The 479-nt window shown below is 64.5% G+C and carries 1 protein-coding gene; it reads left to right on the top strand.

The window, feature by feature from the left end; genetic code table 11:
• Window positions 1-466: IS630 family transposase (locus tag ACH107_RS33500; RefSeq protein WP_412509885.1), on the top strand; the 466-nt coding region annotated here is incomplete at its 5' end.
• Between the last annotated feature and the right edge of the window lie 13 nt (window positions 467-479).

Genomic DNA, 479 nt, shown 5'->3' with positions numbered 1-479 from the left:
TGGCACGACCACGCTGTTCGCTGCGCTCGACGTCAAATCCGGCCAGGTCATCGGCGACTGCATGCCGCGCCACCGCGCCAAGGAATTCCTGAAGTTCCTGCGCCGCATCGACCGGCATGTGCCGAAGTCGCGCGAGGTGCACCTGGTGCTCGACAACTACGCCACCCACAAGACGCCCGAGGTGACGGCGTGGCTGGACAAGCACCCGCGCTTCCACCTGCATTTCACGCCGACCAGCGCGTCATGGCTGAACCTCGTCGAACGGTTCTTCGCCGAGATCACGTCACGGCGCATTCGGCGCGGCAGTTACACCAGCGTCGACGACCTCGAGGCCGCCATCTACGACTACCTCCTGCAGCACAACGCCAAGCCTAAGCCCCTCACCTGGACCAAATCGGCCGAGGACATCCTCGCCCGAGAGCGCCGCGCACTGAACGCCCTCGATGAAATTCGCGGGAACCGGTAGCATGCGTCAGACT

Source organism: Roseovarius halophilus (ex Wu et al. 2025), from assembly GCF_047086965.1.
Note: the sequence above shows the minus strand (reverse complement) of the source record. Positions and strands in the feature narration are given on the sequence as shown.